Annotated in this window: 13 protein-coding genes; 6 read left to right on the top strand and 7 right to left on the bottom strand. The window is 70.4% G+C overall.

What is annotated here, in order from left to right:
- Positions 1–753: 753 nt before the first annotated feature.
- From Q9G87_RS40195 to Q9G87_RS40170, 6 genes are all read right to left on the bottom strand, one after another.
- Positions 754–3,870: a helix-turn-helix transcriptional regulator gene (locus tag Q9G87_RS40195; RefSeq protein WP_305921842.1), complete on the bottom strand. Its 3,117-nt coding sequence runs from the start codon at positions 3,868–3,870 to the stop codon at positions 754–756.
- 115 nt (positions 3,871–3,985) lie between these two features.
- Positions 3,986–4,420: a GNAT family N-acetyltransferase gene (locus Q9G87_RS40190; RefSeq protein WP_305921841.1), complete on the bottom strand. Its 435-nt coding sequence runs from the start codon at positions 4,418–4,420 to the stop codon at positions 3,986–3,988.
- Positions 4,421–4,465: 45 nt separating this feature from the next.
- Entirely contained in the window at positions 4,466–5,602 is a 1,137-nt protein-coding gene (locus tag Q9G87_RS40185) for an acyl-CoA dehydrogenase family protein (RefSeq protein WP_305921840.1), read from the bottom strand.
- A gap of 49 nt (positions 5,603–5,651) precedes the next feature.
- Positions 5,652–6,554, bottom strand: a complete 903-nt coding sequence (locus tag Q9G87_RS40180) for a hydroxymethylglutaryl-CoA lyase (protein ID WP_305921839.1) — start codon at positions 6,552–6,554, stop codon at positions 5,652–5,654.
- Positions 6,554–8,653 carry an acetyl/propionyl/methylcrotonyl-CoA carboxylase subunit alpha gene (locus Q9G87_RS40175; protein WP_305922003.1) on the bottom strand — a complete coding sequence of 700 codons (2,100 nt, stop codon included), beginning with the start codon at positions 8,651–8,653 and terminating at the stop codon, positions 6,554–6,556. Before Q9G87_RS40175 ends, Q9G87_RS40180 begins: the two co-directional genes overlap by 1 nt.
- Before the next feature lie 11 nt (positions 8,654–8,664).
- Positions 8,665–10,236, bottom strand: a complete 1,572-nt coding sequence (locus Q9G87_RS40170) for a carboxyl transferase domain-containing protein (RefSeq protein ID WP_305921838.1) — start codon at positions 10,234–10,236, stop codon at positions 8,665–8,667.
- Between the two features lie 61 nt (positions 10,237–10,297).
- On the opposite strand from Q9G87_RS40170, the gene Q9G87_RS40165 reads away from it, so the two are divergent.
- The 5 genes from Q9G87_RS40165 to Q9G87_RS40145 all read left to right on the top strand — a co-directional run bounded on the left by Q9G87_RS40165 (position 10,298) and on the right by Q9G87_RS40145 (position 14,554).
- Complete coding sequence (locus tag Q9G87_RS40165; protein WP_305921837.1) at positions 10,298–10,897, top strand: SACE_7040 family transcriptional regulator; 600 nt, start codon at positions 10,298–10,300, stop codon at positions 10,895–10,897.
- An 82-nt stretch (positions 10,898–10,979) separates the two neighbouring features.
- A complete protein-coding gene (locus Q9G87_RS40160; protein WP_305921836.1) occupies positions 10,980–11,606 on the top strand; it encodes a PadR family transcriptional regulator in 627 nt (208 codons plus the stop codon).
- A complete protein-coding gene (locus tag Q9G87_RS40155) occupies positions 11,606–12,583 on the top strand; it encodes an ATP-binding cassette domain-containing protein (protein ID WP_305921835.1) in 978 nt (325 codons plus the stop codon). Before Q9G87_RS40160 ends, Q9G87_RS40155 begins: the two co-directional genes overlap by 1 nt.
- Before the next feature lie 4 nt (positions 12,584–12,587).
- Entirely contained in the window at positions 12,588–13,442 is an 855-nt protein-coding gene (locus Q9G87_RS40150) for an ABC transporter permease (RefSeq protein ID WP_305921834.1), read from the top strand.
- A gap of 569 nt (positions 13,443–14,011) precedes the next feature.
- Positions 14,012–14,554 carry a hypothetical protein gene (locus Q9G87_RS40145; RefSeq protein ID WP_305921833.1) on the top strand — a complete coding sequence of 181 codons (543 nt, stop codon included), beginning with the start codon at positions 14,012–14,014 and terminating at the stop codon, positions 14,552–14,554.
- Between the two features lie 59 nt (positions 14,555–14,613).
- On the opposite strand, the gene Q9G87_RS40140 is transcribed toward Q9G87_RS40145, so the two are convergent.
- The gene (locus Q9G87_RS40140; protein ID WP_305921832.1) at positions 14,614–15,972 is read right to left on the bottom strand and encodes a hypothetical protein; all 1,359 of its coding nucleotides are present in this window, start codon (positions 15,970–15,972) and stop codon (positions 14,614–14,616) included.
- Positions 15,973–16,170: 198 nt separating this feature from the next.
- Here Q9G87_RS40140 and Q9G87_RS40135 point away from each other — a divergent pair, with 198 nt between their 5' ends.
- The gene (locus Q9G87_RS40135; protein WP_305921831.1) at positions 16,171–18,393 is read left to right on the top strand and encodes a thiamine pyrophosphate-dependent enzyme; all 2,223 of its coding nucleotides are present in this window, start codon (positions 16,171–16,173) and stop codon (positions 18,391–18,393) included.
- The last annotated feature ends 24 nt before the right edge of the window (positions 18,394–18,417 follow it).

Raw genomic sequence — 18,417 nt, 5'->3', positions numbered from 1 at the left:
GCGCTCACCACGGCCATCGGGTCCGGTGCGCACGTAACGGCGCCCGGCCCTGTGCGGGGTCAGAGGGCGTTTCCTGGAGGCCCCCGGCCACGTGCGGCGGGTGGCGGTCCACGTGGCGAAGCCGTACAAGATGGGGGTGGAACGGAAAGCCCGCGTCTGGAGAGCTGCGGCCGCCGACGCGCGCTGTCGACCCCAGCGGCCAAGGCGCGCAGCCGTGCCATGAGACGAGCCACAGCCCGGCACGACGCAGAAGCACCAGCCACCGTGCACCTGAGGAGTCTGGGACCCGAAGCCACGCCCGCACGAAGCCACACGGCCGCGCGACGCAAGGTGCGAATCGGCCGCGCTGCCGAAGCGCGAGCAACGAGCGACGCAACGGCTGCACGGCGCCCCGGCCCGCACAAAGCCAAACCACCAAGCCAGCGTGGGACCAACGCGGCCCAGCACAAGACCGGCATAGGCCGGCACGAGACGGCACATGCCAGCACGAGATGGCACGGGCCAGCACGGGCACGGATCAGATGGGCAGGGCCAGCACGGACACGGCCAGCACGAGACAGCACGGACACGGGGCAGCACGGACACGGGGCAGCACGGACACGGGGCAGCACGAGGCAGACGGGCACGGGCCAGCATGGGCGGGCCAGCTCGGCCAGCACGAGACCGGCACGGCCAGCACGGGTCACGGACGCGGCGGGCGATAGGCGGGCGGTCGATAGCACGAGCGGCCGTTCGGCGCGGGAGGTGCGCCCGTCACGGGGCGTCGAAGAGGTGGAGGCGGTGGGCGGTGGCGGCGGCCTCGCCTCGGGTGGCTGCCCCGAGCTTGGCCAGAATGTTCGATACGTGCACGCTCACCGTCTTGACCGAGATGAACAGCGCCTCGGCGATCTCCCGGTTGCTCCGCCCGTTCGCCACCTCGCGCAGCACCTCCAGCTCCCGCGCCGTCAGACCCAGTGTCGGCTGCCCGTCCGCGGCCGACTCCTCGGAGCCCCCGATCCTGGCCCGCCGCCCGAAGACGTCGATCTGCTCCAGCAGCGGCGTGGCCCCAAGGTGCGCGGCCAGCTCCCGCGTCCGCGTCAGCCGCACGGCCGCCTCCTGCCGGTCCCCGGTCGCCAGCGCCGCCTGCGCGGCCCCCAGCGTGCTCCTCGCCTCCGCGTACGGCTGTCGCAGCGCCGCCCACGCCCCCGCCGCCAGATCCCATGCCTTGACCTGCCAGGCGGCCAGCTCCGCTGCGTCCTCGATCGGGGTCTCCGGCCCGGTCAACGCGCTGAACGTGAGCCGGTGCGCCTGCTGCAGATCCCCCACGACCGCGAGCCCCTGCCCCAGCGCCCGCAGCCGCGGCAGGAGCGCCAGACCGAACTGCGCTAGCGCGCCGGAAGCGTGCGCCGCGCCCACGCCCGCGGCGGAGCCGGACTGAGCGCCCGCGGCGGAGCCGGACTGAGCAGCGCCTCCGCCGGTGCCCGACTGAGCAGCGCCCACACCGGTGCCCGACTGAGCAGCGCCCACACCGGCACCGGACTGGGCGAGACCGGCGGTGGACCAGGAACGGAGCGCGGGCGGCACGACGGCCAGCAGGAGCCGGGCGAAGGTCACCAGCACCGGCCAGACATAACGCGGACTGGACACCAGATCGCGCTCCTCCAGCACGCGCGCCGCCACGCGTACCGCCTCCTCCATCTGACCGCGCCCCTGCAGCAGCTGCACCTCCCTGCACAGATGCGGCAGCACCGTCTGATCCCGGTATGTGCCCCGCGACAACACGCTGCGCGAGGCCCCCAGCATCTGCTCCGCCCGGTCGAACTGCCCACGTGCGAGGGCGATGTCCGTGACGAATCCCTGCAGGCTGGCCCGGTAGGGAGCCGGCGGTGTGAGGTCGAGCGCGTGCTCGATGACCTGGAGCGCCTCGTCCCACCGCCCGAGCGACACCAGCGGCTCGGCCAGGTTGATCGCCAGGAACGCGCCCGACGTGCGGGCCAGGCCGTAGTGGGCGGCCTCCTCGGCGCCGTCCCTGGCGACCTGGGCGGCCCGCTCGTGCCAGCCCGCGCCCTCCAGCGCGTCGGACTCGGAGATGGCCCAGCGCATCAGCGCGTTGTAAGCGCCCCCGCCGGCGGCGATGCCTCGCGCCTCGGCGAAGGCCGCCATCTGGGCTTCGACCTCGGAATAGCCGAAGCGCGCCCAGGCCAGGTTGATGAGGGCGTGCGCCTCGACGTTGGCATCGCCCACCTCGCGGGCGATCTGCCTGGCCTGCTCGGCCGTGGCGATCTTCTCCGGCCAGTCCTCGGGCCCGTGGAGCATGCGTGACAAGGTCTCGAGCACCTGCCCGCGGAGCTTGCTCGGCGGGTCGGCGGGCACCAACTCGGCGGCGCGGCGCAGGTCGTCGAGGTAGCCGGAGCGTCCCAGGTCGTAGCGGGTCAGCCCGCGCTGGCGCAGCACGACGGCGGTCCTGATCGGGTCGGCCTCCTGGTCCAGCTCGGCCAGCGCGGCGCTGGCCAGGGCGATGGACCGCTCGTACTCGCCGGCGAGGTGAGCCACCGTGGCGATCTGCTTGAGCACGTCGAGCCGGTCGCAGCCGATGCGCTCGGCCGCGTCGGGCACCTGGTCCCACAGCTCCAGCACCCTGGACAGCATGCCGAGTTGCTCGTCGTAAGCAGTGGACTTGCGGGCGGCGGCGGCCGCGTGCCATGCGCTGACCAGCGCCCAGGTGGAGTCGTGGGCGGAGTGCCAATGGTGGGCCAGCTCGATCGCGCCGCGCGGGGCGGGCAGGATCGACAGGTCGCGCTCCAGCGCTTCGGCGTAGCGCACGTGCAGGCGGGTGTGCTCGCCGGGCAGCAGGTCGTCGTGGAGCGCCTCGCGGATGAGCGCGTGCCTGAAGCTGTAGCCCTCGCCGTCAACCACCAGCACGTTGCCGGCCACGGCGGGCCGCAGCGCGCGCGAGAGCGCGCTCTCGTCGAGCCCGGCGACCGCGGAGAGCAGGTCGTGCTCGAGGCGCTGGCCGCCCGCACTGGCCACCCGCAGCAGCTCCTGGGTCTCCTCCGGCAGCCGCTCGACGCTGGCGAGCAGCAGGTCGCGCAGCGACTCGGGCAGCGCGTCACCGCCGCCGGCCTCGCTGAGCAGCGCCTCGACGAACAGCGGGTTGCCTTCGCTGCGCGCGTAGATCAGGTCCATGTCGGCGGGGGACGGCTCCCGCTCCAGGATGCTGGCCGCCTGGGCGACCGCCTCCCGGCGGGTCAGCCTGCGCAGGTCGGCCCTGGCCACCCACTCCACCCGGCTCAGCTCGGCGAGCATCGGCCGCAGCGGGTGGGTGCGGTGCAGCTCGTCGGTGCGGTAGGTGACCACGATCAGTAACCGGCCCGCGGTGCGCTGGTAGCGGACCAGGAACGACAGCAGGTCGCGGGTGGACCGGTCGGCCCAGTGCGCGTCCTCGACCACGAGCACGACGGCGCGCTCCTCGGCCAGCCGCTCCAGCAGCCCCAGCACCAGCTCGAACAGTCGGGCCCTGGCTTCAGGGCCGTCCTTGTCCGGCTCGCCGAACTCGGGCAGCAGCCGCGCCAGACCGCCCGTCGCGCCTCCGGGCACGAGCGCCGCGACCCCGTCGCGGCCCAGCTCCCGCACGAGCCCGCGCAGAACGGCGGTGAACGGCGCGAACGGCAGGCCCTCCGTGCCCAGCTCCAGACAGCCGCCGACGAGCGCCCTGGCGTCGTCGGCCCGGCCGGCGAACTCGCCGACCAACCGCGTCTTGCCGACCCCGGCCTCGCCGCCGACCAGCACGGTGGACGGCACCCCGGCACGCGCTCTGGCCAGAGCGTCTCCGAGCACGGCGAGCTCGCGGGCACGCCCGACGAACAAGGGGCTCACGGCGTGGATACTCACGTAGGCAAGGATGCCATCCGTCTCCGACAGAAGTTCCGGCACGCCAGCCCTTGAGACGGCCGCACTCCGGTGACGGTCCTGGCCGGCGGCCGGCGCCGGGTGCGGGAAGCAGGAGCTAGCGCAGCACCTTGCGGAAGAACGTGGCCGAGGCCTCGTATCCGAGCGCGTGGTAGAACTCCGGCGCCCGCCGCGTCGCCATGGCCACGTATCCCGCCTGGCGTGAGCGGGCCCACCGCTCGAACTCCTCCAGCAGCGCCCGCCCGAGCCCCTGCCGGCGCGACCCTGGCTGGACCATGGCCTCCTCGACCCAGGCGACGGGCCCGTTCGCGAACAACGTCAAATGCACGAACCCCAGCAGGTAACCGTGGACGTGCCCGTTCACAACGGCCGTGAGCAGCAGGGCGTCGTCGTTCGCCAGCAGCTCGGGCAGGGCGGCGTCGAAAGCCTCGCGCTCGGGCCGGAACGTCAGCCCGAAGTCGCGCGCCAACGCGAACACCTCGTCCGCGTCCGACTTCTCCGCCCTCCTGATGAGAAGATCGTCAGCCGTCATGACCAATGACATTAGACGGTGCTGCATCGCCTGCGCAAATACCCCCTACAGGTCGCCGAGGCCGAGCTGGCGGGCGATGAGCATGCGCTGGACCTCGCTCGTGCCCTCCCCGATCTCCAGGATCTTGGCGTCGCGGTAGAAGCGGCCGACGGGGAACTCGTTCATGAACCCGTACCCGCCGAACACCTGCGTGGCCTCGCGGGAGTTGTCCATGGCCGCGTTGGACGCCACCAGCTTGGCGATCGCCGCCTCCTTCTTGAACGGCTGCCCGGCCAGCATGCGCTCGGCCGCGTGGTAGTAGGCCAGACGGGCGGTGTGGGCGCGCGCCTCCATGTCGGCGATCTTGAACTGGATGGCCTGGTAGTGGCCGATCGGATGGCCGAACGCCTTCCTGTCCCTGACGTACTTCAGGCACTCGTCCACGCAGCCCTGGGCCAGTCCCACGCTGAGCGCGGCGATCGCGATGCGGCCCTCGTCCAGGATCTGGAGGAACTGGGCGTAGCCGCGGCCGTGCCCGCCGAGGAGGTTGCCGGCGGGCACGCGGCAGTCGGCGAAGGACAGCTCGCGGGTGTCGGAGGCGTTCCAGCCGACCTTGGAGTACTTCTTGGAGACGGTGAAGCCCGGGGTGCCGCTGGGGACGAGGATCGTGGAGATCTCCCGTTCACCGGTGAGCGCGGCCACGCCGACGACGCTGGTGATGTCGGTGCCAGAGTTCGTGATGAACGCCTTCGTCCCGTTGATCACCCATTCCGCGCCGTCCAGCACGGCCGTGGTCCGCATCCCGCCCGGCACGTCCGTGCCGCCGCCCGGCTCGGTCAGGCCGAAGGCGCCCAGCTCGGCGCCGGAGGTGAGCCTGGGCAGCCAGTGCGCGCGCTGCTCCTCGGTGCCGAACCGGTAGATCGGCATCGCGCCCAGCGATACCGCCGCCTCCAGGGTGATCGACACGCTGGAGTCGACGCGGGCCAGCTCCTCCAGGGCCAGGCACAGGGCGAAGTAGTCGCCGCCCATCCCGCCGTACTCCTCGGGGAACGGCAGGCCGAACAGGCCCATCACGCCCATCTGACGCACGATGTCGTACGGGAACTCCTCGCGCTCGTAATAGTCGCCGATCACGGGCGCCACCACGTCGCGGGCGAACGCCTCGACCGTCTTGCGCAGCTCTTCGTACTCGTCCTTGAGCATGTCAGCCTTTCGACAGCGCTTATTTCGACAGGGCCTATTTCGACAGCGCCTATTTGGACAGGGCCTGCACGACGCGGGATGGGCTGGGCCGGCCGAGCAGCTCCGCCAGCCAGGTGCTGGTGGCGACGAGCTTGCCCAGGTCCAGCCCGGTCTCGATGCCGAGTCCGCGCAGCATCCACACGAGATCTTCGGTGGCGAGGTTGCCGGTGGCGGACTCGGCGTATGGGCAGCCGCCGATGCCGCCCGTGGAGGCGTCCACGGTGGTCACGCCCGCCCGCAGCGCGGCCAGCGTGTTGGCGAGCGCCTGGCCGTAGGTGTCGTGGAAGTGCACGGCGAGCCGGTCCGGCCGGCGGAACGCCTTGATCAGCGCCGTCACGTGGCCGGGCGTGCCGACGCCGATGGTGTCGCCGAGTGACAGCTCGTAGCAGCCGAGCCCGAGCAGCCGCTCGCCGACCGTGACCACCTGCGAGATAGGCGTCGGCCCCTCCCAGGGGTCGCCGAAGCACATCGATATGTACGCCCGCACCTGGACGCCGTTGTCCACCGCCCTGGCGACGACCGGCTCGAACATCTCGAACTGGCTCTCCAGGCTCCGGTTGAGGTTCTTGGCCGCGAACGTCTCGGTGGCGCTGGCGAAGATCGCGATCTCGTCCACGCCCCGGTCGAGCGCCCGGTCCAGGCCGCGCAGGTTCGGGACCAGCACCGGGTAGCGCACGCCCGACCTGCGGTGCAGCCTGGTGAGCAGCTCGTCGGAGTCGGCCAGCTGCGGCACCCACTTCGGGTGCACGAAGCTGGTCGCCTCGATCACCTTGTGCCCCGCGTCCGCGAGCCGGTCGATGAACTCGGCCTTGACCTCGACGGGCACGACCGCGGACTCGTTCTGCAGCCCGTCGCGCGGCCCGACCTCGTAGATCGTGACCTGCTGCGGAAGGCCTTCCATCGGGTACGGCATCACGCCTCCTCGGTGTCTACCACGGCCAGGACGGCGTCCATGTCGACCGGCCGGCCGGGCTCCACGGACAGCTCGGAGACCACGCCGTCGCACGGGGCGGTGACCGTGTGCTCCATCTTCATCGCCTCCACGATGACCAGCGGCTGCCCCTCGCTCACCCGCTCGCCGACCTGCGCCTTGACGACCAGGACGGTGCCCGGCATGGGGCTCCTGACCACGCCGTCGCCGGCCGCCGCCGCGCCTGGGCGGTCGCCGGGGTCGCCGATGAGGTGACGGGTGAACGCCCACGCCCGGCCGTCCTTGCCGAGCCAGAGCGTGTCGGCGTCGCGGACATGCAGGTAGTGCTCGGTACGGCCGCCGACGCTGACCGCCAGCCCGGCCTGTTCACCGCTGCCCTTCCGGATCCGCGCGGCCACCCTCTCACCGTTGATCAGGACTTCGGCGGACTCTTCGGGCAGGCCGCGCACCTGGACCGCGTGCACGCCGTCCCGGGACTCCAGCCGCCAGGTCGTCCACGCGGGCTCGCCGACGCGCCAGCCGTCGGTGACCTCCCACGGGTCGTCGCCCTGCGGGAGGGCGTGGAAGACCAGCGCGGCGGCGGCGAGCACCTCGTCCGGCACCTCAACGCCGGGAATCAGGCCCGGGAGGACGCGCTCGACCAGGCCGGTGTCCAGCTCGCCCGCCACGACGCCCGGGTGGGCGGCCAGAGCGCGCAGGAACGGGACATTGGTGACCACGCCGAGGACGGCCGTGCCGGCCAGGGCCCGATCGAGCGCCCCGAGCGCCGCCTCCCTGTCCGGCGCCCAGGCCACGACCTTGGACAACATCGGGTCGAACTCGCTGCCCACGACCCCGCCCTCGACCAGCCCGGAGTCCACCCGCACGACCGACGCCGCCGCCCTGCGCGAACCGGCCCGAGCCGGCCCGCCCGAGTCCCCAGTCGGCTGCCCGAGCGGCGCGTCGCCAGGCGTGCGCGAAGGGCTGCCGGGCGCGCGCGAAAGATCGCCAGGCGCGCGCGAAGGAACGCCGCCGGGAGGGAGGTGACCAGGTTCGCGGAGGAGAAGGACGCGGCCGCCCGTGGGGAGGAAGCCGCGGGCCGGGTCCTCGGCGTACACCCGGGCCTCGACCGCGTGCCCGTCGAGCCGGACGTCCTCCTGGGAGAACGGCAGTCGCTCCCCCGCCGCCGCCCGCAGCTGCAGCTCCACCAGGTCCACACCGGTGACCAGCTCCGTGACGGGGTGCTCGACCTGCAGGCGCGTGTTCATCTCCATGAAGTGGTAGGCCCCGGTGAAACCGTCCACGATGAACTCGACCGTGCCGGCGCCGACGTAACCGACCGCCTGCGCGGCCTCCACCGCCGCCGCTCCCATCCGGGCGCGCATCGGCGGCGTCACGAAGGGCGACGGCGCCTCTTCGATGATCTTCTGGTGCCTGCGCTGCAGGCTGCATTCGCGCTCGCCCAGGTGCACGACGTTGCCGTGGCCGTCGGCCAGGATCTGGATCTCGATGTGGCGGGGGCGCTCGACGAACCGCTCGATGAGCAGGGTGCCGTCCCCGAAGGCGGCCCGTGCCGTACGGCGGGCCGACTCCAGCGCGTCGGGCAGTTCGGCGGCCGACCGCACCAGCACCATGCCCTTGCCACCGCCGCCGGCGGACGGCTTGATGAGCGCGGGGAAGTCCCGCCAGCTCTCCAGCGCGTCGTCCGGCTCGGCCGCGCCCGGCACCACCGGCACTCCGGCGGCCGACACGGTGGCCTTGGCGCGGATCTTGTCGCCCATCGCCTCGATGGCCTCGGCCGGCGGGCCGACGAAGACCAGCCCGGCCGCGGCGCACCGCCGCGCGAACTCGGCGTTCTCGGCGAGAAACCCGTATCCGGGATGGATGGCTTGCGCCCCGGAATCCCGAGCCGCCCCCACAATCGCCTCAATATCGAGATATTTCGGCACCTGGAGGGCTATGTCGGCTTCGAGCACGTGCTTGGCGCCCGCGTCGGACGCCGTGTGCACGGCCACCGATGTCAGGCCGAGCCCGCGCAAGGTGCGGACGATCCGTACGGCGATCTCGCCCCTGTTGGCGATGAGAACACGGTCGAACAACATGGTCACATCCGTCACATCCGAAAGATGCCGTAGCCTGCGGGCTCGAGCGGGGCGTTGGCCGCGGCGGACAGCGCCAGGCCGAGAACGGTGCGGGTGTCGAGCGGGTCGATCACGCCGTCGTCCCAGAGCCTGGCCGTGGAGTAGTACGGGTTCCCCTGGTGCTCGTACTGGGCCCTGATCGCATCGGCGTCGGCGTTGCCGACAGTGGTGAGAACGTTCGCGGCCTGCTCTCCGCCCATGACCGAGATGCGGGCGTTCGGCCACATCCACAGGAACCTGGGCGCGTACGCCCGCCCGGCCATCGCATAGTTCCCGGCCCCGAACGACCCGCCGATCACGATCGTGAACTTGGGCACTCGCGCGCAGGACACGGCGGTGACCATCTTGGCGCCGTGCTTGGCTATGCCGCCCGCCTCGTACGCCTTGCCGACCATGAACCCGCTGATGTTCTGCAGGAAGACCAGGGGGATGCGGCGCTGGTCGCACAGTTCGATGAAGTGCGCGCCCTTCATGGCGGACTCGCTGAACAGGATGCCGTTGTTCGCCACGATCCCCACCGGGTGGCCGTGAACGTGGGCGAACCCGGTCACGAGCGTCGAGCCGTACTCCGCCTTGAACTCCAGGAAACGCGAGCCGTCCACGATCCTGGCGATCACCTCGCGCACGTCGTACGGCTGCCGCGTGTCGCCGGGAACGATCCCGTACAGGTCACGCGGGTCGTGCCGGGGCGGCTCCGGCGCGATCGTCTCCCACGGCCGAGGGGGATGCGGGGCCAGCGTGGAGACGATGTCGCGGACGATGGCGAGTGCGTGGGCGTCGTCCTCGGCCAGGTGGTCGGTCACGCCGCTGACCCTCGCGTGCAGGTCGCCGCCGCCGAGCTCCTCGGCCGTGACCTCCTCGCCGGTGGCCGCCTTCACCAGCGGCGGGCCGCCCAGGAAGATCGTGCCCTGGCCGCGCACGATGACGGCCTCGTCGCTCATCGCGGGCACGTACGCGCCACCCGCCGTGCAGGAGCCGAGCACCGCGGCGATCTGCGGGATGCCGTGAGCCGACATCGTGGCCTGGTTGTAGAAGATGCGCCCGAAGTGCTCGCGGTCCGGGAACACCTCGTCCTGCTTGGGCAGGAACGCTCCACCGGAGTCCACGAGATACACGCACGGCAGGTGGTTGTGCAGGGCCACCTCCTGCGCGCGCAGGTGCTTCTTCACGGTGATCGGGTAGTAGGTGCCTCCCTTGACGGTGGCGTCGTTGGCGACGATCACACATTCGCGCCCGGAGACCCGGCCGACCCCGGTGATGATCCCGGCGGCGGGCGCCTGGTCGTCGTAGAGGCCGTTCGCGGCCAGCGGCGACAGCTCCAGGAAGCGGGAGCCCGGGTCCAGCAGGCCGTCGACGCGGTCGCGCGGCAGCAGCTTGCCGCGCTCGACATGCCGCTGCCGGGACCGCTCGGGGCCGCCGAGCGCGGCGGCGGCGAGGCGTTCGAGCAGCTCGGCGGCGAGCCGCTCGTTGAGCTCGGAGTTGTGTTTGTACGCCTCGCTCCCCGGGTCGGCGACCGACTTCAGCACCGGCCAGTCGCTGCTCATGAGTCCCCTCTCATGGCACGGATGTTAGTCATCATTAACGTAGTCGTCTAGTATGTGAGACGTGACCACGGCTCCCACCACCTCTACCCGCCCTCGGCGCAACAGGCGCGCGGAGATCCTGGACGCGGCCGCCCGGCTGTTCGCGGCACGCGGCTTCCACGGCGTCTCGATCGAGGACATCGGCGGCGCGGTGGGCGTCTCGGGTCCGGCCCTCTACCGGCACTTCAGCGGCAAGGACGCGTTGCTCGCCGAGATGCTCCTGGACATCAGCTCGCGGCTGCGCGAGTCGGCCGTCGCGGTCGCCACCTCCGCCCCGGACCCCCGGCAGGCGCTCGACGCGTTGCTCAACGTGCAGATCACGTTCTCCATCGAGCAGCCGGCGCTGATCACCGTGCACGACAGAGAGCTGGGCAACGTGCCCGAGCCGCAGCGGCGGCAGATCAGGCGGCTGCAGCGGCTTTACGTCGAGGAGTGGGTGACCGTGCTGGCCGAGCTGCACCCCGGGTGCCCGGCGGCCCGCCTGCGCGCCGCCACGCACGCCGTCTTCGGCCTGCTCAACTCGACCCCGCACAGCGCGGGCGAGCTGCCGGGACGGGACATGCGGCCGCTGCTGCACGCGATGGCGAAGGCGGCGATCGCCGCCGCTGTTAGCGAACGCTAACTCATCTGCTTTGTCGATAAAGGCCTTGTTGGCCCAACTATCTAGATATATCGTCACGGTATCTCGATAGTTGGAGGACGTCATGCGAGATCCAGATTTCTGGGACGCCCCGCCGCCCCCTGTCCCTCCCACTCCCCCGTTCCCGCCGGGTCCGCCGGGCCCGCCGCCCGGCCCGGAGAGGTTACGGCGGGCGGCGTTCGGGCCTGACCACCCGTTCGCACCGCCTGCGCCGGAGTTCGGCGCGATGATCCACTGGGAGGCGCCCGCGCCGCGCGTGCGCCGCGGCGACGTCCGGGCGGCCCTGCTGGCCCTGCTCCTGGAGGGGCCGCAGAACGGCTACCAGATGATCCAGGACATCGAGCAGCGGAGCCGCGGCGTGTGGCGCCCCAGCCCCGGCTCGGTCTACCCGGCGCTCCAGCAGCTGGAGGACGAGGGACTGGTGACGGCCAACGAGTCGGGCGGCAGCCGCACGTACCAGCTGACGGAGCGGGGCCGCGAGCAGGCCGCCCGGCGCGCCGAGGAGGCGCCGTGGGAGGAGGTCGCGAGGTCGGTTCCGGCCGACCGCCACGAGCTGCGCCTGCTGTGGGCCCAGCTCAACGAGGCCTTCGCCCACCTGGTGCGCACGGCCGGGGACCGGCAGGTGGAGGAGGCCAAACAGTTGATCAAGAAGACCCGCAAAGCCGTTTTCCAGATTCTGGCGGAGGACTGATGAGCGGCGAGCCGGCCGTCGCCGTACGGGGCCTGAGAAAGACGTACGGGAAGGTCGAGGCCGTCAAGGGCGTCGACTTCGAGGTGCGTCCCGGTGAGGTGTTCGGCTTCCTCGGCCCGAACGGCGCCGGCAAGACCACCACCATCAGCATGCTCTGCACCCTGGTCAATCCCACCGGCGGCAGCGCCACCGTGGCCGGGCACGACGTGGTGCGCGAGCGTGACGAGGTACGCAGGAACATCGGCCTCGTCTTCCAGGACCCCACCCTCGACGGCTACCTGAGCGCCGAGCAGAACCTGCGTTTCCACGCCGAGCTGTACGGCGTGCCGAAGGACGTCGTCGGCGACCGCATCCGCCAGGTGATGGAGATGGTCGCGCTGTGGGACCGCAAGGACGCCAAGGTCATGACCTTCTCCGGCGGCATGAAGCGCCGGCTGGAGATCGCCCGCGGCCTGCTGCACTCCCCGCGGGTGTTGTTCCTGGACGAGCCGACCGTCGGTCTGGACCCGCAGACCCGCTCGGCCATCTGGGGGTACATCAACCAGCTGCGTCTCACCGAGGACATCACCATCTTCATGACCACGCACTACATGGACGAGGCCGAGTACTGCGACAGGATCGCCATCATCGACCACGGCGAGGTCGTGGTGATCGACTCGCCTGAGGCGCTGAAGGCCAGCGTCGGCAAGGACCGCGTGCAGATCCACACCCTCGATGATGCCAAGGCCATCGAGGCGTTGCGGGAGCGGTTCGGGCTGGAGGCGGCCGTGCGCGAGGGTGCGGTGACGTTCGCGGTCGCGTCGGGCGAGGAGTTCGTGCCCAGGCTGTTCGCGGAGCTCGGCATGCCGATCAAGGCGGTGAGCGTGGCGCGGCCGTCCCTGGACGACGTGTTCATGTCGTACACCGGCTCCACGATCCGCGACGCCGAGGCGGGCGACGGCAACATGGCCTTCATGCGCGCGATGGCGAGGCGATGACGTCATGGCTACTGAGGCGATAAGCGTCCGGGTGCCCGCGCGCAGCGCCGGGCACGACCTGCGGGCTATCAAGATCGTGCTCCACCGGGAGATCCTGCGCTTCGTCAACGACCGCACCCGTATGCTCTCGATGCTGGTGCAGCCCGTGCTGTGGCTGTTCGTCATGGGCACGGGGCTGGGGTCGCTGGTGCAGGGCTCGATCCCCGGGATCGACTTCCGGACGTTCATGTATCCCGGCATGATCTCGATGACCGTGATCATGACGGGCATGTTCTCGGCCGGGTCCATCGTGTGGGACCGCGAGTTCGGCTTCCTGCGGGAGATGCTGGTCGCACCGGTCTCCCGCGGGGCGATCGTGGTCGGCAAGTGCCTGGGCGGCGCGCTCGTCGCCACCGCGCAGGGCATCATCATCCTCGCCATGGCGGGGCTGGTGGGGGTGCCCTACTCGCCCGTGCTGATGGTGACGCTGCTGGCCGAGATGTTCCTGGCGGCGTTCACGATCACGGCCTTCGGGGTGATGCTGGCCGCGCGGATGAAGAACATGCAGACGTTCTTCGGGCTGATGCAGATGGCGATCATGCCGATGATGTTCCTGTCGGGGGCGATGTTCCCGCTGGCGAACCTGCCCTCGTGGCTGCATGTGCTGACCGTGGTCAACCCGATGACGTACGCGGTGGATCCGATGCGGCAGGCGGTCTTCGCCCATCTGGACGTGCCGCCGCAGGTGAACGCGATGCTCAACCCGGGGGTGCAGTGGTTCGGCTACCAGGTGCCGGTGCCGCTGGAGCTGGGGGTCGTGGCGGCGTTGGGTGCCGTGCTGCTGGGGATCGGGATCGCGGAGTTCCGACGGGCGGAATAGGACGGGCTTTCGGGTTCGGGCTGCGGTCGATCATGTACGGAGGGTAACTTTCCTGATGCGCCGCGCGGCCTTCCGTCTCCCTCCGCTCGAAAAGGAGCACACCCGATGATGTTCGATCTCCGAGCCAAGTGTCGTGAGCTCGATGTCCGAGTCGCAGCGCTGGAGAAGGGTATGAACTGTTGCGGGCGCTCGCTATGTGAACCTGTGGTTACCTGCAGAACTGTGGTCGGTTTCTCTGGGCCGACCGGTTGCGACTGAAGGTAATCGGACGGTAATGTTCAGTCACAGCCGGGTGCCTGATCGGCGCACGGTCCCCGCCCCCATTGGTGTCCGCACCAACGGGACAGCGTCCGGCGGGGCGGTGGCCCAAGAGCCGCACTCCCTCCAGGAATGCGGAGTCAGGCCCCGACAACGCGGTTCTCAGCCACGGTCCGCCCGGCTCGCCCGACGGACGCGGCATCGGCTTCCACCGGATCGCCTCCCGGCCTCGGCCGGCATGCGACAAGGCCACGCTGATGTCCGTTTTACTCAGGTAAACACAGAGAACCGAAGACGCTACTGTTAGTGGCGTGCCTGGCAACAGCATCGCCGAACGCTTCGACGGGCTCCACAACCGTGTCAGCCTCGTCGGGCAGAACATCCTCGACAAGATCGACGAAAAGGCAGCCGAAATCACGACGCAGATGAGCAAGGGTTTCAACGATGTCGATCAGCGGATGAGCGAAGGCTTCAGCACCGTCGATGAGGAGATCCGCGACATGAGTCGGCGGATCGACGGCTTGACGACGGCAACAGCGTCGAGGCTGGATCGAGTCGACGGCGACATCTCGAGAGTCGAGTTGCGGCTCGACAAGGTCAACGTCCGGCTGGACCAGCACGATGGGCGGTTCCAGCACCTCGAAGCGCTCATGGAGAAGCAGGCGCGCGAGGTGAACCAGCGGTTCAAGTCCGTGGACGAGCGGTTCAACGAGGTGGACAAGCAGTTCGACGCCGTGGACAAGCGGTTCAACGCCGTGGACGAGCGGTTCAACGCCGTCGATGGCGAGATCGCCGACATCAAGACCATCCTGGTCCGCATCGAGAGCAAGCTGCCCGACCAGCAGGTCAACTAAGCGGGGCAAAGCTGAGGCCCGGGGTGGTGTGCCCCGGGCCTCAGCTCATTTCATGACCTTCAGCGCTTCACGCGGACATAGTCCTTGCGGCTGCTGGAGCCGTAGGTGTCCTCGTCACCGCCGAACACGAACCTCCAATGCCCGGAGTTCCAGGCCTTGACTTTGGTGTAAAGCCGCCCGCTGTCGCTGGACCAGAACGACTTCACGTACTGCCACTTCTTCGACTTGAGCGGCTTGAAGAACAGCGCCACCTTGCCCGAGTAGCCCTCCCAGGACCCCTCGTCGTCGATCTGCAGCTTGCCCGTGAACTTCAGGTATCGGCCGCGCTTGATCGGCTCAGGATAGGCGTTGAACTTGAACAGCCGCGTGTCCGCCTTCTCCACGGGCGGCGGGGCGGGCTGCTCGACCGTGACCCAGTCGCCCGCGCTGACCGAGCCGTTGACGCCGCGTGTGCCCGCGTACTCGGCGCGCCACCAGCCGGAGGTGACGGCCTCGGCCGAGACCCAGAAGCGGCCGTGGCGACCGGTCACGTCACTGGTGACGTACTCCCACCTGGACGAGCCGCCGGCCTTGAAGAAGATCGACACGCGCTCGCCGGCCACGCCGCCGCGGCCCTCGACCAGCAGGGCGCCGGTGAAGGAGAGCTTGTCGCCCTTGTCCACGGGCTCGGGCCTGGCGTCGAAGCCGACGATCTTGCTACCGAGGTTGCGGCGCTTGACGTCGACCCGGTCGGCGTCGCTGACCGAGGGCTTGGCCGCGGACGTACCCGCGAACTCGGCCCGCCACCAGCCGGTGGCGTTGGCCCGCACGGTGGCGCCGAACCATCCGCCGCGGCCGGTCGTCACCTTGGTGACCTCGCGGTAGGTGTCGGAGCCGCGCTCGCGGAAGGTGATCGAGACGCTCTGACCGGGGTAGCCCTCGCCGTCGGCCAGGAGCCGGCCGGAGACCTTGATCAGGTCACCCCGGTCGACGAGGTCCGGGCGGGCGTCGAAGTCGACGATCTTGGTGTCGAGCACCTTCTTGACGACGACCTCGAACGTGCCGCTGCGGGAGGCGTCGCCGTCGCCCTGGGCGAGGGCGCGCCAGCTCCACTTGCCGGCGTTCGCGGAGTCGAAGGACTTGGTGCCGGTCCACTTCGTCCAGGTGCCGTGCGGGGACGGCGTCAGCGTGACGGGCGACTCGACGCTCACCTCGCCGGGCGGCTTGAGCATGAGCTCCGCCTTCCCCGCGTTCTTGGTGAGGAAGCTGAACGTCGCCGTGACCGCGCCCTTGGTGACGTCGATCGGCGGGCTGGGACTGATGCCCACGGGAGTGAGGATGGGTGCCGGGGCCGCCGTCGCGGCGGTCGGTGCGAGGGCTACCAGGGCCCCCGCGCCGACTATGACGGCGAGGGCGGCGACACGGATGCGTTGTAACATGTGGGTTCCTTTCTGGAGACCCCTGTCGTCCAACGCGGCATTGAGGGTGCCACGTGTGTCATCTCAGTAGACGTGCACACGGCCGAGAAAGTTGTGGATACTGACAAACCGTTATTGATCGGGGTCAATAACACCGGTCCACAACATGTCACCGGCGTCCAGCAGACGGCAGCGCCGATCAAAGACATAATCGATGGTGTGGCGCGCGACACTGTTGAGACTCATTTCACCCAGACGGTTGCAACGCTGACGGCAGGTCCCGCGCGAGATCCCGGTCTGCCGGTCCGCGCGGGCACGACGCTGACCGGCGAGCAGTGCAGGTCGCTGTTCCGCCGCCAGCTCGAGAGCCGCCTGCTCGACATCGCCGCCCGCTGGCTGCGCGAGCAGGACGAGGGCTTCTACACGATCGGCTCGGCCGGCCACGAGGGCAACGCCGCCGTCGCCGCCGCGCTGCGGCCCGGTGACCCCGCGTTGCTCCACTACCGTTCCGGCGCGTTCTACCTGACCCGGTCGGAGCAGGCGGAGCGGGTCCCCGAGCAGGGCATCAGAGATGTGCTCATGGGCCTGGCCGCATCGGCGGAAGAGCCGATCGCGGGCGGCAGGCACAAGGTGTTCGGCCACCCCGACCTGGCCGTCATCCCGCAGACCTCGACGATCGCCAGCCATCTGCCCAGGGCTGTGGGAGTGGCCTTCGCCATCGAGCGGGCCAGGGCCCTCGGCACGCCCTCCCGGTGGAAGCAGGACGACGCGATCGCGGTGTGCAGCTTCGGCGACGCCTCGATCAACCACGCGAGCGCGCTGTCCGGCTTCAACACCGCCTCCTACGCGACCTTCCAGGGGCAGCCGCTGCCGATCCTGTTCGTGTGCGAGGACAACGGCATCGGCATCAGCGTCCGCACGCCCAAGGGCTGGGTGGAGGCGGCCGCGCGGCGTCCTGGCATCGAATACTTCGCCGCCGACGGCTGCGACCTGGCCGACGCCTATGACATCGCCGTACGCGCCGTCGAGCATGTGCGTACCCACCGCTCCCCCGCGTTCCTGCACCTGTCCATGGTGCGGCTGATGGGGCACGCCGGGTCAGACGTCGAGGTGGCCTACCGCACGCAGCGCGAGATCAGGGCCGACCTCGAGCGCGACCCGCTGGTGCGCACGGCGGCGCTGCTGGTCGAGGCGGGACTGGAGACTCCGGAGGAGCTGCTCAAGACCTACGAGTCCATGCGCGAGCACGTCCTGCGCATCGCGCTGGAGACCACGCGTAGCCCGAGGCTGGGCACCGCCAGGGAGATCATGGAGCCGATCGCGCCGCGCAACCCCGAGCTGATCGCCAAGATCAGCCCGATGGCGGCGTCGGGTCAGGACAGGGAAAAGGCGTTCGCCGGGTCGCTGCCGGAGAACGACAAGCCGATGACGCTCTCGATGGCGATCAACCGTACGCTGGCCGACGCGCTGACCGTCTACCCGGACATGACGGTGTTCGGCGAGGACGTCGCCAAGAAGGGCGGCGTCTATGGCGTGACCCGAGGGCTGCAGAAGCGGTTCGGGGCGGCGCGGGTGTTCGACACGCTGCTGGACGAGCAGGCCATCCTGGGGCTGGCGCTCGGCGCCGGCGTGTCCGGGCTGCTTCCGGTGCCGGAGATCCAATACCTGGCTTACCTGCACAACGCGCTCGACCAGATCCGCGGCGAGGCGGCCACGCTGTCGTTCTTCTCGCGCCACGCCTACCGCAACCCGATGGTGGTGCGGGTGGCCGGGTACGCCTATCAGAAGGGGTTCGGCGGGCATTTCCACAACGACAACGCGATCGCCGCGCTGCGCGACATCCCGGGGCTGGTCATCGCCTCGCCGTCACGGCCGGACGACGCGGCCGCGATGCTCCGCACCTGCCTGGCGGCGGCTCAGACGTGCGGGTCGGTGTGCGTGTTCCTGGAGCCGATCGCGCTCTACCACACGCGGGATCTGTTCGACGACGGCGACGGGGGGTGGCTGTCGCCCTACGTGCCGCCCGCGCGGTGGGCGGAGACACACGTGCCGATCGGGCGGGCGCGCTCCTACGGCGACGGGCGTGACCTGACGATCGTGACGTTCGGCAACGGGCTGCGGATGAGCCTGCGGGCCGCCGTGCGGCTGACCCAGGAGGGATACGGCTGCCGCGTCCTCGACCTGCGCTGGCTGGCGCCGCTGCCGCTGGACGACCTGCTGCGGGCCGCCGAGCTGACGGGCAAGGTGCTGATCGCCGACGAGACCCGGCACACCGGGGCCGTCTCGGAGGGCATCATGGCCGAGCTGGCCGACGCCGGATACACCGGGTCGGTGGCCCGGGTGACCTCGGCCGACAGCTTCATCCCTCTGGGGGCGGCGGCCGATCACGTGCTGCTGTCGGAGGAGGAGATCGAGCAGGCGGCACGCAAGCTCCTCGGCTGAGGCCCGTGCACCTCTCGCCGTGCT

Source organism: Nonomuraea turcica, assembly GCF_030718205.1.
In the GTDB taxonomy this organism is placed as follows: domain Bacteria; phylum Actinomycetota; class Actinomycetes; order Streptosporangiales; family Streptosporangiaceae; genus Nonomuraea.
This window is presented reverse-complemented; position numbering and strand designations above follow the sequence as displayed.